General features: G+C 74.0%; 10 protein-coding genes. All 10 read left to right on the top strand.

Annotated elements, in window-relative coordinates; all coding sequences use genetic code 11:
* Positions 1-290 precede the first annotated feature (290 nt).
* Positions 291-1,268 carry a porphobilinogen synthase gene (gene hemB, locus VLK66_RS23510; RefSeq protein WP_349260538.1) on the top strand — a complete coding sequence of 326 codons (978 nt, stop codon included), beginning with the start codon at positions 291-293 and terminating at the stop codon, positions 1,266-1,268.
* Entirely contained in the window at positions 1,252-2,448 is a 1,197-nt protein-coding gene (locus VLK66_RS23505; RefSeq protein ID WP_325311934.1) for a nucleotidyltransferase family protein, read from the top strand. The genes hemB and VLK66_RS23505 overlap by 17 nt, the downstream gene beginning before the upstream one ends.
* A 103-nt stretch (positions 2,449-2,551) precedes the next feature.
* On the top strand, positions 2,552-3,940 hold the full coding sequence (locus tag VLK66_RS23500) for a nucleotide sugar dehydrogenase (RefSeq protein WP_325311933.1): 1,389 nt from the start codon (positions 2,552-2,554) through the stop codon (positions 3,938-3,940).
* Complete coding sequence (locus VLK66_RS23495; RefSeq protein WP_325311932.1) at positions 3,937-5,031, top strand: SDR family oxidoreductase; 1,095 nt, start codon at positions 3,937-3,939, stop codon at positions 5,029-5,031. Before VLK66_RS23500 ends, VLK66_RS23495 begins: the two co-directional genes overlap by 4 nt.
* The gene (locus tag VLK66_RS23490; protein WP_325311931.1) at positions 5,024-6,319 is read left to right on the top strand and encodes a glycosyltransferase family 4 protein; all 1,296 of its coding nucleotides are present in this window, start codon (positions 5,024-5,026) and stop codon (positions 6,317-6,319) included. The genes VLK66_RS23495 and VLK66_RS23490 overlap by 8 nt, the downstream gene beginning before the upstream one ends.
* 6 nt (positions 6,320-6,325) lie before the next feature.
* On the top strand, positions 6,326-7,660 hold the full coding sequence (locus VLK66_RS23485) for a flippase (RefSeq protein WP_325311930.1): 1,335 nt from the start codon (positions 6,326-6,328) through the stop codon (positions 7,658-7,660).
* On the top strand, positions 7,657-8,736 hold the full coding sequence (locus VLK66_RS23480) for a nitroreductase family protein (RefSeq protein ID WP_325311929.1): 1,080 nt from the start codon (positions 7,657-7,659) through the stop codon (positions 8,734-8,736). The genes VLK66_RS23485 and VLK66_RS23480 overlap by 4 nt, the downstream gene beginning before the upstream one ends.
* Positions 8,733-9,926: a polysaccharide pyruvyl transferase family protein gene (locus tag VLK66_RS23475; protein ID WP_325311928.1), complete on the top strand. Its 1,194-nt coding sequence runs from the start codon at positions 8,733-8,735 to the stop codon at positions 9,924-9,926. Before VLK66_RS23480 ends, VLK66_RS23475 begins: the two co-directional genes overlap by 4 nt.
* Positions 9,919-11,439, top strand: coding sequence for an O-antigen polymerase (locus VLK66_RS23470; protein ID WP_325311927.1), 1,521 nt, complete (start codon positions 9,919-9,921; stop codon positions 11,437-11,439). Before VLK66_RS23475 ends, VLK66_RS23470 begins: the two co-directional genes overlap by 8 nt.
* Positions 11,436-12,908 (top strand): O-antigen polymerase, encoded by a 1,473-nt coding sequence (locus VLK66_RS23465; RefSeq protein WP_325311926.1) that lies wholly within the window; start codon positions 11,436-11,438, stop codon positions 12,906-12,908. Before VLK66_RS23470 ends, VLK66_RS23465 begins: the two co-directional genes overlap by 4 nt.

Raw genomic sequence — 12,908 nt, 5'->3', positions numbered from 1 at the left:
ATTCGTGGCCCTGCGCCGATGCGATGGGAGGAGACGCGCGATGCACGGCGGATATCTCCCCGTCGTATCGAACGCGGCGCCGGGTGCGGAGTACACCGATCTTGGACGCGCGGCCACGGCGACGTTATGTGCTATGACCGCGGCTCGGCGCCAGCGCTCCGATCGGCGTGACCGCCGGGCGAACACGGCCGTGGACTGGTCCAAGGCTGACGCGGCGTGAGGCTCGCAGGGGCAACCCCGTGGTCCACCTCCGCATCGTGATACAAGCGAAGAGAGTCCCAACGATGCTGATGTCCAGTCACCCCGCGTACCGGCCGCGCCGGCTGCGCCGCACCGAGCCGCTGCGCGCGCTGGTGCGCGAGACCACGGTTCTCCCCGGCGACCTGATCCTCCCGCTCTTCGCCGTCCCCGGCAGCGGCGTGCGCCGCCCCGTGGGATCGATGCCGGGCGTGGAGCAGACCTCGCCCGACGAGCTGCTGAAGGACGCCGAGGAGGCGCTCCGGCTGGGGCTGGGCGGCGTGCTTCTCTTCGGGCTTCCGGCCGCCAAGGACCCGGAGGGGAGCGGGGCCTACGACGAGCAGGGGATCGTGCAGACCGCCGTCCGCCTGCTGAAGCGCGAGCTTCCCGAGCTTCTCGTGATCACCGACGTCTGCCTCTGCGAGTACACCAGCCACGGCCACTGCGGCATCATCGTCGACGGCGACGTGGACAACGACCGCACCGTTCCGCTGCTGGCGCGCACCGCCGTCTCCCACGCCCAGGCGGGGGCGGACGTCGTCGCGCCGTCGGACATGATGGACGGGCGGGTGGGGGCGATCCGCGCGGCGCTGGACCACGCGGGGCTGGAGCAGACCGCCATCCTCTCCTACGCCGCCAAGTACGCCAGCGCCTTCTACGGCCCCTTCCGCGACGCCGCGGGAAGCGCCCCCGAGTTCGGCGACCGGCGCACCGCGCAGATGGACCCCGGCAACGTGGCCGAGGCGCTGCGCGAGGTGCGGCTCGACATCGCCGAGGGCGCCGACATGGTGATGGTGAAGCCCGCGCTGGCGTACCTGGACGTGGTGCGGCGGGTGAAGGACGAGACAGGCTTTCCCGTCTGCGCCTACCACGTCTCCGGCGAGTACGCCATGATCGAGGCCGCCGCGGAGCGGGGGTGGATCGACGGCCCGCGCGCGCACGAGGAGGCGCTCACCTCCATCCGCCGCGCCGGCGCCGACCTGGTCATCAGCTACTACGCGCGCCGCTTCGCCCGTGCCCGCCGCGGCTGACACCGCCGGGCGCTCCGCCGTCTCCGCCGCGCTGGCGGTCCGCCGCTGGGCGTGGGCGGTCTTCTTCGGGGAAGAGGCGGGCGAGGCGCCGGGGGATCGGGCGGGATGGGAGCTCTTCCTCCGCGTCGAACGCTGCGCCCTCCCCCTCCACGCCCGGCTGGGAGATTCGGGGGCGACGCGCCTCCCCCCCGAGATCGCCACGCTCCTTCGCCAGCGCGCCGGGATCGAGACGCAGCGCGTGCTCTCCGCCCGCGCCGGGCTGGCCCTCATCTCCCGCGCGGCGGCGTCGCTCGGCGGGGCCGCCGTGGTGGTGCTGAAGGGCGGCGTGGTCCTCACCCCCGGCGCCGAGCCGCTGGACCTGGCCGACGTGGACGTGCTGCTGGAGCCGGGCGCCGCCGGGCGCCTGGGCGAGGCGCTGGACGCGTCGGGATACCAGCCGTACAGCCACGCGGACGAGTGGCACGCGCGGCCCCGGATCGCCCCGGGCGCGGTGCCGGTGGAGATCCACACCGGGCTCCCACCGGACCAGGCGGAGCCCGGGGTGCTGGAGCGCGCCGTCGCCCTTCCCGGCTGGCCGGCGCTCCGCCGCCCCGCGCCGCTGGACCACGCCTGGCACCTGCTGGTGCACTCCGCGCTGCACCACCCGCTGCGCCGCGGCGGCCTGCGCGACCTGCTGCTCCTGGCCGCCGCGCTGCGCGAGTGCACGGCGGACGAGGTGGAGGAGATCGGCGCGCGGGCCGGCGCCCACCGCTTCGCCCTGCCGCTGGGCGAGGTGCTGGAGGCGGGGCGAGCGCTGGCCGCCGGCACGCCGGGCACCGATTGTTTCGGGCGAATTGCTGCGGCGGCATACGGGCTGCAGTTCTGGACGGTGCGTTTGCGGCTTCCACCCTGGGTGCGCGCCGAGCTGGCGCTGACCGTGGTTCCGCTGGTGGGGGCCCCCGCCGACCGGAGCGAGTTCCGGGCGCTCCTCGCGCGCAACGCACACGGCTCGCACCTGCCGCCGCTGGCCTGGGCCGAGCGGCGCGTGCCGCGGCTGGGTGCCGCGCTGCGCACCGCCGTGCGCGGCGCACGCTACGCCTTCTGGACCGCCGCGGCGCTCCCGCTGGCCGCCGGCGCCGGGCGCGCCGCCGCCCGGGTGCCGTCCGGAGCGCGGCTTTCACAATCCCGCACCCCATGTTAGCTTTGCACGCCGACGGGGGCCGACCTTTGCCACCGAAGTGCCGCAAGGTGCCGTGGCACCGCCGCTTACGCGCGGCGGGCACGCGAACTCGAACCAGAGTACGATGAGCGTTTCGCACGAAGACCTGCTGGACGGGATCCGGCAGCGCCAGGCCGTCGTGGGCGTGATCGGCCTGGGCTATGTGGGGCTGCCGCTGGCCGTGGAGATCGCCCGCAGCGGCTACCGCTGCATCGGCTTCGACATCACCCAGCCGGTGGTCGACGGCGTGAACGCCGGGTACAGCCACATCGCCGACGTGAGCGCCGACGTGGTGGGCGCGTTCGTGGGCGAGGGGCTGCTCCAGGCCACCTCCGACCTCACCCGCCTGGCCGAGTGCGACGCGGTGTCGATCTGCGTGCCCACGCCGCTGAACAAGATCAAGGACCCCGACCTTTCCTATGTGATCGCGGCCACCCACGCGGTGCTGCACGCGCTGCGCCCCGGGCAGCTGCTGATCCTGGAGAGCACCACCTTCCCCGGCACCACCCGCGAGGTGGTTCTCCCCATCCTGGAGGAGAGCGGGCTGAAGGTGGGCGAGGACTTCTTCCTCTGCTTCAGCCCCGAGCGGGTGGACCCGGGGAACGCGGTGTGGCACACGCGCAACACCCCCAAGGTCATCGGCGGCATCACCCCCGCCTGCCTGCAGGCCGGGATGGCGCTGTACTCGGGGATCTTCGAGGCCATGGTGCCGGTGGAGAGCGCCGAGGCGGCCGAGCTCACCAAGGTGTACGAGAACACCTTCCGCATGATCAACATCGCGCTGGCCAACGAGCTGGCGCAGGCGTGCGAGAAGCTGGGCGTGGACGTGTGGGAGGTGATCGAGGCCGCGGCCACCAAGCCGTTCGGCTTCATGAAGTTCACCCCCGGCCCCGGCCTGGGCGGGCACTGCATCCCGCTGGACCCGCACTACCTGTCGTGGAAGATGCGCAGCCTGGCCTTCCGCACCCGCATGATCGACCTGGCCAGCGAGATCAACGCCGAGATGCCGGCCTTCGTGGTGCACAAGGCCGCCACGGCGCTGAACGAGGAGCGCAAGGCGGTGAACGGGAGCCGGGTGCTGGTGCTGGGCGTGGCCTACAAGAAGGACATCGACGACCTGCGCGAGAGCCCGGCGCTGGAGATCATCCGGATGCTGCAGGAGCGCGGCGCGCAGGTGGAATACCACGACCCCTTCTGCCCCGTCATCCGCGACGACGGCGACACGGCGCTGCGCGGGCTGCCGCTGCACTCGGTGCCGCTCACCGACCAGGCGCTGGCCTCGGCCGACCTGGTGGTGGTGGTCACCGACCACAGCAGCGTGGACTACAACCGCGTGAGCGCGCTGGCCAAGCTGGTGGTGGACACGCGCGGCGTGCTGCGCCGGAGCGGCTCGGGCGCGGGGGCGCGCGTGGTGGGGCTCACCCGGCCGGGCACGGTCGAGGCGGCGTCCCGTCTGCAGCCCGCCCCGGTATGACGCGCCTCCAGGAGGTCCGCCGGGAAGTGCGCGGGGCGCCGCGCACCTGGCTGGTCACCGGCGCGGCCGGGTTCATCGGGTCGGCGCTGGTCGAGGAGCTGCTGTCGCTGGGCCAGCGCGTGGTGGGGCTCGACAACTTCAGCACCGGCAGCCGCGGCAACCTGCTCGAGGCCGCCGCCGCGGCGTCGGGGTCCGGCTCGGGGAGCTTCCACTTCGTGGAGGGCGACCTGTGCCGCGCCGCCGACCTGGACGAGGCGTGCCGCGGCGTGGACGTGGTGCTGCACCAGGCCGCGCTCGGCTCGGTTCCCCGCTCGATCGACGACCCCGAGGCCACCCACCGCAACAACGTGGACGGCTTCGTGAACCTCCTCCAGGCGCTGCGCCGCCACGGCGTGCGCCGCCTGGTGTACGCCAGCTCCAGCTCGGTGTACGGCGACCACCCGGCGCTTCCCAAGGTCGAGGAGGTCACCGGGGCGCCGCTTTCGCCGTACGCCGCCAGCAAGGTGGCGGGCGAGCTGTACGCGGGGGTGTTCGCGCGGGTGTACGGGATCGAGGCCGTGGGGCTGCGCTACTTCAACGTGTTCGGGCGGCGGCAGTCGCCCGAGGGGCCGTACGCGGCCGTCATCCCTCGCTGGGTCCGCGCCCTGCTGAAGGGCGAGCCCTGCGTGGTGTACGGCGACGGAGAGACCAGCCGCGACTTCTGCTACGTGGACAACGTGGTGCAGGCCAACCTCCTGGCCGCGGCCGCGCCGGCCGAGGCGGTGACGCGGCAGGTGTTCAACGTGGCCGGCGGCGAGTGCACCACCCTGGCCGCGCTCTTCGCCGCGCTGCGAGACGGGCTGGCCCCGCGCTCGCCCGCGGCGGCCGCGGCGCGGCTGCAGCACGCCGACTTCCGCCCCGGCGACGTGCGCCACTCGCTGGCCTCGATCGACAAGGCGCGGCGCGTGCTGGGGTACGCCCCCACGCACACCGTGGCCGAGGGGCTGCGCGCCGCCCTGGACTGGTACGTGGCCGACCTCTCGGCCCCGCGCGACGGCGCGCCCCCACCCGTCGCGGCGCACGCGCCGCGCGCCGTGGAGACCCATGGCTGACAAGCTCGCAACGGCAACCAGGGCGAACGGGGAGGGTGGCGGCGGCGGGGAGGTGGCGGAACCGGCAGGGAACCCACGCGGCGGCGCGCCCGGCCCCATCGGCCCGCGCCGCCGCCCGCGTGTGCTGTTCCTGATGCTGCGCAGCGACCCCAAGCTGTACGGCGGCACCCGCAGCCTGCTGCTGTTCCTGGAGCGGCAGCGCTCGCTCGACGCGCACGTGGTGGTGGCCGCCGCGAGCCCCGACGACCCCGCGCTGGCCGAGCTGGAGGAAGCCGGCGTGTCGCACGAGTTCTTCGACGCCAGCGCCATGCTGGCCGCGCGCCGCCGCCGGGGGAAGGTTGCGCGACTGCGCCGCGTGGCGCTGGCGGCGTGGTACAACCTGCGCCTGCTGCGGGTGATCCGCCGCGTGCGGCCCGAGGTGGTGCACGCCGACTTCGAGGGGATGGTGCTGGTGGCGCCCGCCGCCAAGCTCTCGGGGCGCACCCTGGTGCACCACGTGCGCGGGCTGCAGCCGGGGAACCGCATCGGGTTCGCGGTGCAGGCCGCGATGGCGGTGTCGGACCTGACCGTGGCGGTGAGCGAGCCGCTCCGCGACTTCTGCGTGGAGTCGATGTCGCCGCGGCTGCGGGCGCGGGTGGCGCCGCGCGTGGTGGGCATCTACAACGGCATTCGCCTGGACCACATCCGGGAGCACCGCCGCACCCTCTCGCGCGACGACGCGCGCGCCGAGCTGGGCATCCCCCCGGGGCAGGTGGCCGTGGGGCTCGTGGGCGGCATCTTCGCCATGAAGGGGCAGCGCGAGTTCCTCGAGCAGGTGGCGCCGCGGGTGGCCCAGGCCGACCCGCGCGTGCACTTCTACCTGGTGGGCGGGGCCAAGGACCCGGCCTACGCCGAGGCCTGCCACGCCGCCGCCGCGCAGCCGGCGCTCAGCGGGCGCGTGCGGTTCGTGGGGTGGGAAGACCGGGTGTGGCGCTGGTACCGCGCGCTCGACCTGGTGGCCTTTCCCTCCATCGTGGAAGGGTTCGGCCGGGTGGTGGCCGAGTCGCAGGGGTACGGGCTGCCGGTGGTGGCCTCGGACGTGGTGGGGATCCGCGGCACCCTGCGGCACGAGGTGGGCGGCTTCTTCGCCCGCAGCGCCGACGAGTTCGCCGGCTACCTGCTGCGCCTGGCGGGCGACCCCGCGCTGCGCGCCCGCATGGCCGCCGCCGGCGAGGAATACGTGCGCCGCTTCGACGTCGACGTGGTGACCCGCGACCTCGAGGCGGTGTACGCCAGGCTGGCGGGGTAGGGGCAGATGGCGATGGCGAAGGTGCGCGAGCGGCTCCTGCGCACGATGCAGAGCCGGAGCCTGCAGGGGGTGGCGCGCAACGCCGGCTGGCTGATGGCCGAGCGCGTGGCCACGCTGCTGCTGAACGTGGGCGTCTCGGTGTGGATGGCCCGCTACCTGGGCCCCGAGGCGTTCGGGGGGCTGAACTACGCCATCGCGCTGGTGGGGCTCTTCGCCTTCATCCCCTACCTGGGGCTCGACGGACTGGTCACCCGGCGGCTGGTGGAAGAGCCCGAGAACCGCGACGAGCTGCTGGGCACCACCGTGGCGCTGCGGCTGGCCGCCGGCACCGCGGCCGCCGTGCTGATCGGCGCGGTGTCGCTGCTGCGCCCGGGCGCCGGCGACACGGGGTGGCTGGTGGCGGTGGTGGCGGCGGGGATGGTGTTCGACGCCTTCAACTCGGTGGACTTCTGGTTCCAGTCGCGGGTGGAGTCGCGCTACGCGGTGCAGGCGCGCACCGCCGCGGTGGCGATCGGGGCGGCGCTGCGCGTGGCCATGATCCTGTCGCGCGCGCCGCTGGTGGCGTTCGCCGCCGCCGCCACGCTGCAGCAGGCGGTGCAGGCGGCGGGGCTGCTGTACGTGTACCGCAGGCAGGGGTACTCGCTGCGCCGCTGGCGGGTGGTGGTGCACCGCGCGCGGGCGCTGGTGGGGCAGTCGTGGCCGCTCATCCTGTCGTCGGCCGGCAGCCTCATCTACCTGAAGATCGACCAGGTGATGCTGGGCGAGATGGTGGGCGCCCGCGAGGTGGGCACCTACGCGGTGGCGGCGCGGCTCTCGGAGCTCTGGTACTTCATTCCCACCACCATCGGCACCTCGCTCCTGCCCATGATGGTGGAGAGCAAGCGGATGGGCGAGGAGGCGTACCAGCGGCGGCTGCAGCAGATGTACGTGGTGATGGCGTGGGCGGGGATCGTGCTGGCCGCGGGTGTGTCGCTGACCGCCGGGCCCATGATGGACCTGATGTACGGCCCCCAGTACCACGGCGCCGGCCGCATCCTGCAGATCCACATCTGGACCTGCCCCGGGATCTTCATGGGGGCCATCCTCTCCCGCTGGCTGGTGGTGGAGGACCTGCTGACCTTTTCGCTGACCCGCAACCTGGTGGGCGCCGTGGTGAACGTGGCGCTGAACCTGGTGCTGATCCCCCGCTACGGGGCGGCCGGCGCGGCCGTGGCCACGCTGGCCTCGTACACCGCCGCCACCTACCTGGCGTGCTTCACCGACCGCCGCACCTGGAGGGCCGGGCTGATGATGACCCGGGCGCTGTTCGCGCCTTTCCGCCTGCGCGCGAGGGCCGCGTGAGGGCGGGGCTGCGCCGCCTGGTGCCGGCCGCGCTCCGTCCGGCGCTGCGCCGCGCGCGCCGCGGCGTGCGCATGGCCGTGCTGCGCCTGGCCTCGCGCTGGCGCTGGAGCGCGTCGCTGTACTACTGCTTCGCCTCGGGCGCCTTCGGGCGCGAGCACCGGGCGGTGCTGTACGGCCGCCTGCGCTACGAGGAGGACGCCGTGTCGCCGCGGGGGGGGAAGTATCTCCTGCGCCGCAACGTGCACCGGCTGGAGAAGGGGCTGATCATGCGCCCCCGCCGCGACGTCTTCGCGGCCGACTACATCGAGGAAACGGTGGAGGCGTTCTCGGCGCGGGTGCAGGGCGGCGAGGCCCCCGGCCCCGAGGTGGGGTGGGCGGGCGAGGTGCTGTCGTCGTACTTCCAGGCGGTGGCCGCGCCCGGCGCCGACCCGCGGGTGGACCGCGCGCGCTCGGGGTTCGGCCGGACGGCGGTGCCCGGGGTGGAGTGCGGGCGGCCGCTGGCGCCCTACCGGCGCGACCTGTCGGGGCCGCCCCCGGTGGCGTACGACGACCTGCTGGAGCTGGCCCACCGGCGCCGCTCGGTGCGCTGGTTCCTGCAGCGCCCCGTTCCCCGCGACCTCATCGACCGCGCGGTGGCGGTGGCCGCGCTCTCGCCCAGCGCCTGCAACCGCCAGCCCTTCGAGTTCCGCGTGTTCACCGACCCCGCGCGGGTGCGCAGCGTGGCCGGGGTGCCCATGGGCACGCGCGGCTTCGAGCACAACTTTCCCGCGGTGGTGGTGGTGCTGGGGCGGCAGCGCGCCTACTTCGACGAGCGCGACCGCCACGTCATCTACATCGACGCGGCGCTGGCCACCATGGCCTTCGTGTTCGCGCTGGAAACGCAGGGGCTCAGCTCCTGCTGCATCAACTGGCCCGACCTGGAGGAGCAGGAGCGGCAGATGGCCGCGCTCCTCTCGCTGGAGCCCGATGAGCGGCCGGTGATGCTGGTGGCGGTGGGATACCCGGACCCCGACGCGCTGGTGCCGGCCTCGGGGAAGAAGCCGCTGGACGAGCTGCGGAGGTACGACACGCCATGATGGTCTGGGTGCGCGGCGTGGGGTTCCGCAACAAGGGCGCCGAGCTGATGCTGCACGCCGTGGTGCAGGAGGTGGCGCGCTGGGGCGGCGCGCGCCTGGCCATGGCGGCCAACGCCGGGAGCTACGCCGAGCGCGCGCCGCTGGGGCTGTACCAGATGGTGTCGCGGCGCGGGGGCGGCCGGTTGGCCGCCGTGGGCGCGCTGGTGCCGCGGCGGCTGCGCGCCCCGCTGGGGATCGTGACCGACGCCGAGGTGGGCGCCGTGCTGGACTCGTCGGGCTTCGCCTACACCGACCAGTGGGGCGCGGCTGGCGCGCGGAACCTGGCCCGGCTGGCGCGCGGCTGGCGGCGGGCGGGGGTCCCCGCGGTGCTCCTCCCGCAGGCGCTGGGGCCGTTCCGCGACCCTGCCACGCGCGCGGCGTTCTCGCGCGCGCTGGCCGACCTGCCGCTGGTGTTCGCGCGCGACCGCAGCTCGTACGAGCACGTGGCCGGGCTGGGCGTGGCCGGCGCGCGGGTGGAGCTGGCGCCCGACTTCACCGTGGCGGTTCCCGGTCGCCTTCCCGACGGGTTCCGCCCGCACCCGCGCCAGGTGGCGGTGGTGCCCAACCTGCGCATGACCGACAAGGCGGGGCCCGACGCCGCGCGCGCCTACGCCTCGCTGCTGACCGGCGTGGTGCGCCACCTGCTCCGGCGCGACATGCGGCCGCTGCTGCTGGTGCACGACACGGGGAACGACCACGAGCTGGCGATTGCCGTGCGCGACGCCGCGGGGGGGCGGGTGCCGGTGGTGGCCGAGCCCGACGCGCGCGCGCTGAAGGGGATCCTGGGCGCCTCGCACGCGGTGGTGGCGTCGCGCTACCACGCGCTGGTGGGGGCCATGACCCAGGGTGTGCCCTCGCTGGCCACCGGGTGGAGCCACAAGTACCGCGAGCTGTTCGAGGACTTCGGCTGCCCCGAGTGCCTGTGCGACGCCGCCGCGCCCGTGGAGGCCACGCTGGAGCGGCTCGACGCGCTGCTGGACGGGCCCGGGCGCGAGCGCGTGGCCGCCGGGCTGGCGGCGGGGCGCGCCGACTACGTGCGGCGCACCACGCAGATGTGGGCCCTGGTGCGGCAGGCCGTCGGGGCAGCGCCCGCCCCCGCGCCGCGCCCCGAGTTCGAGCCCGATCCCGTGCCCGCGGCCGCCGGTGGCTGAGCTGCGCACGGTTCCCGGCGCCTTGCTGGGCGGCGCCCCCGCCGGGCGGTGGATGCCGTCGGGCGGCGGCGTGCCGGACGAGGTGGCGCGCGAGCTGAACCCGTTCGTGCCCATTCGCCCGGCGTACCGGCTGGCCTTGCTGACCGCCGGGGCGGCGTACGTGGCGCTGGCCGGCTCCATCGCCCTGTTCACCGGCGCGCCGGGGGCCGAGTGGATCATCCCCGGGCTGGCCTTCCTGGTGGCGTGCCGGCTCATGGTGCTGTACCTGCCGCTGCGCGCCACCGGGTGGTTCCACCCGCTGGTGCTGGGCGCCCTCCTCAGCGCGCGGCCGCTGCTGCAGGAGTTCCCCTCGTACGCCTGGGGGCTCAGCCGCCACGCGGCGCTCCCGCAAGTGGCCGGCGAGGAGCTGGGGCGTCTGCTGGGATGGAAGCTGGCGCTGTCGGGGCTGGGGGTGCTGTCTCTGTACGCCGGGTTCTTCTTCGGCCCCAGGCTTCCGCTGCCCCGGGTGAGGTTTCCCGCGCGCGCCTCGGTGGCGCCGCGGGCGCTGGCGGCCGTGGGCGTGGCGGCCGGCGCCTTCTGGCTGTACGTGTCGCAGCGCGGCGGGATCGCGGGGCACCTGCTGTCGTGGAGCGGCGGCCGCGCCGAGGCGCTGTCGGGAAGCTTCTACTGGGTGGTGCTGGTGAGCACCGGCGGGCTGGCCTGCCTGCTCTGGTTCGCCAACGACCGCGCCGCCCTGCGCCGGCCGCTGTTCCTGGCCGCGGCGGCGGTGTCGCTGGCCATCGACTTCCTGGCCGCCGGCAGCCGCGGCGCGGTGCTGGGGGTGCTGATCGCCGGCTTCCTGCTGTGGGCGCTGCGCGAGCGCCGGATCTCGTGGGTCCGCTTCGGCGGGCTGTGCATGGCCGCCGTGGTCACGGTGGGGCTCCTGGGCGAGTTCCGCCGGGGGCTCTGGAGGGGCCACCTCGACTACACCGTGCTCACCGAGTTCTCGCTGAGCGAGGTGGTGCACGAGAGCGCGCTTCCCGAGCTGGTGTCGCGGCGCACGGTGGAGGAGGGAACGCTCCCCATCCTGGCGCGCGTTCCCACCGAGGTCGACCACATCTACGGCTCCAGCTACCTGGCGGTGCTCACCCTTCCGGTGCCGCGCGGGATGTGGCCCGCCAAGCCGGGAATGGTGGGCGGGCGGATCGGGCGCACCTTCTTCGGGGTACGCAGCGGCGTGCCCGCCACGGCCGTGGGCGAGGCCTACTGGAACTTCCACATCCCCGGTATCATCCTGGTCTTCGCGCTCTTCGGCGTGTTCCTGAAGTGGATGGCCTCGCTGCTGGCCGCGCACGGCCGCAGCCCCACCCTCATGCTCTTCTACGTGCTGGTGATGTGGCTGGCCCCCGAGCCCACCAGCGACGCCGTGGTGCAGGTGGTGTTCATGGCGGTTCCCTTCGTGGTGCTGGCGGCGGCCTTCGGGCTGCTGCGGACGGGCCGCGCCCACCCGCTCTCCCCCGCGGAGGCGCCATGAGCACGCTCGCCTCGCAGCCGCGGGTTCCGTTCCCGGCGTCGCGCCGCGGACGCTGGGAGATGCCGTCGCAGCCCGACGGCTCGCCCTTCGTGCGCATGAAGCCCAGCCACCGCGTGATGGTGCTGGGCTTCTTCCTGGTCTACGCGCTTTCCGCCGGGGTGCTGGCCCTGCTCACCGCGGCCCCGGCCGCCGAGCTGGTCATCCCCTCGCTCTTCCTGTTCATCGGCGTGCGCATGCTGCCGCTGATCGTGTATCGCTCGGACTACGGGTGGTTCCACCCGCTCGTGCTGGCGGCCATGCTCAGCGTGGTGCACCTGGCCAAGGAGTTTCCCGCGTACGCGTTCGGGCTGCAGTACCACGTGGCGCTCATGCAGTACACCCCCGACCAGCTGGGCGAGCTGGTGTCGTGGAAGCTGGTGCTCATGGCCCTGGGGCTGCTGGCCTACTACGTGGGCTTCCGCTTCGCGCCCCGCTTCCCCATCCCCAGCCTGGAGTTCCGCCCGGCCTCCAACCTGCGGCTGAAGGTGCCGGCGGTGGTGCTCTTCTCCACCCTCGTGTTCATGATCTACCTGCAGGGCAAGGGCGGCCTGGCGGCGCACGTCCTTTCCTGGGGGCGGGGGCGCGGCGTCAGCCTGGCGGGCGACTTCTACTGGTTCCAGCTCACCAGCCTGGCCACCAGCGCCTGCCTGATCTGGTTCGCGGTCGACCGCCGCGCGGCGTGGTCGCCGCTCTTCTGGATGTGCTTCGTGGCGGCGCTGTGCACGCAGTTCCTGGGCTCGGGAAGCCGCGGCGGGATCATCTACACCCTGGTCATCATCGTGCTGGTGTGGATGCTGCGCGAGCGCAAGCTGGCCCCCACCCGCATGGCGATGGTGGGGGTGATGGGAATGATCCTGCTGGCGGTGCTGGGGAACCTGCGCAACAGCACCTGGCAGGGGTCCGTAGACTGGAGCACCCTCACCGACTTCTCGGTGAAGCACGCCGTGGGCACCCGCGCCACCGGCGAGATCGTGAGCCGCCGCACGGTGGCCGACGGCGCGCTTCCCATCCTGGCCTACGTGCCCGGCCGGGTGCCGCACCTGTACGGCGCCAGCTACCTGGCGGCGCTGGCCGCGCCGGTGCCGCGCAAGTTCTGGCCGGGGAAGCCGGGCCTGGTGGGCGGGCAGGTGGGGCGCACCTTCTTCGGGGTGCGCGCGGGGGTGCCGGCCACGGCCGTGGGCGAGGCCTACTGGAACTTCAACATCCCCGGGGTGCTCTTCGCCTTCGCGGCGTTCGGGGTGTTCCACTGGTGGCTCTCGCGCGTGTTCCTGGCGTACGGGCGCGAGCCGCTGATGATGCTGATGTACATCATGGTGATCTGGAACGCGATCGAGCCGTCGAGCGACGCGGTGGTCGGCGGCCTGATGTCGCTGATGCCGCTGGTGGTCCTTGGCGTGGCGTTCGGCATCCTGCGCCTGAAACGGTACTGA

The organism is Longimicrobium sp. (genome assembly GCF_035474595.1).
Taxonomy (GTDB): Bacteria; Gemmatimonadota; Gemmatimonadetes; order Longimicrobiales; family Longimicrobiaceae; genus Longimicrobium.
This window is presented reverse-complemented; position numbering and strand designations above follow the sequence as displayed.

What these genes read in the sequence shown, in the direction of transcription:
- hemB (WP_349260538.1), top strand. Translation starts at nt 291, where the DNA reads ATGTCCAGTCACCCCGCGTACCGGCCGCGCCGGCTGCGCCGCACCGAG.
- VLK66_RS23500 (WP_325311933.1), top strand. Translation starts at nt 2,552, where the DNA reads ATGAGCGTTTCGCACGAAGACCTGCTGGACGGGATCCGGCAGCGCCAG.
- VLK66_RS23495 (WP_325311932.1), top strand. Translation starts at nt 3,937, where the DNA reads ATGACGCGCCTCCAGGAGGTCCGCCGGGAAGTGCGCGGGGCGCCGCGC.
- VLK66_RS23490 (WP_325311931.1), top strand. Translation starts at nt 5,024, where the DNA reads ATGGCTGACAAGCTCGCAACGGCAACCAGGGCGAACGGGGAGGGTGGC.
- VLK66_RS23485 (WP_325311930.1), top strand. Translation starts at nt 6,326, where the DNA reads ATGGCGATGGCGAAGGTGCGCGAGCGGCTCCTGCGCACGATGCAGAGC.
- VLK66_RS23475 (WP_325311928.1), top strand. Translation starts at nt 8,733, where the DNA reads ATGATGGTCTGGGTGCGCGGCGTGGGGTTCCGCAACAAGGGCGCCGAG.
- VLK66_RS23465 (WP_325311926.1), top strand. Translation starts at nt 11,436, where the DNA reads ATGAGCACGCTCGCCTCGCAGCCGCGGGTTCCGTTCCCGGCGTCGCGC.